Annotated in this window: 1 rRNA gene; it reads right to left on the bottom strand. The window is 52.8% G+C overall.

The window, feature by feature from the left end:
* A 23S ribosomal RNA gene (locus BCY78_RS24420) occupies positions 1–396 on the bottom strand; the annotation flags it as partial.

The raw sequence follows: 396 nt of genomic DNA, 5'->3' as shown, positions 1-396 counted from the left end.
ATCAGACACTGTCACTGATCCGGATCACGGAACGAGGTTAGACATCCAGCACGACCAGAGTGGGATTTCAACGACGACTCCACAACCACTGGCGTGGCCGCTTCACAGTCTCCCACCTATCCTACACAAGCCGAACCGAACACCAATATCAAACTGTAGTAAAGGTCCCGGGGTCTTTCCGTCCTGCTGCGCGAAACGAGCATCTTTACTCGTAGTGCAATTTCACCGGGCCTATGGTTGAGACAGTCGAGAAGTCGTTACGCCATTCGTGCAGGTCGGAACTTACCCGACAAGGAATTTCGCTACCTTAGGATGGTTATAGTTACCACCGCCGTTTACTGGCGCTTAAGTTCTCAGCTTCGCCCCACCGAAATGGAGCTAACCGGTCCCCTTAAC

Source organism: Pararhodobacter sp. CCB-MM2 (assembly GCF_001691415.1).
Taxonomy (GTDB): Bacteria; Pseudomonadota; Alphaproteobacteria; order Rhodobacterales; family Rhodobacteraceae; genus Pararhodobacter.
Note: the sequence above shows the minus strand (reverse complement) of the source record. Positions and strands in the feature narration are given on the sequence as shown.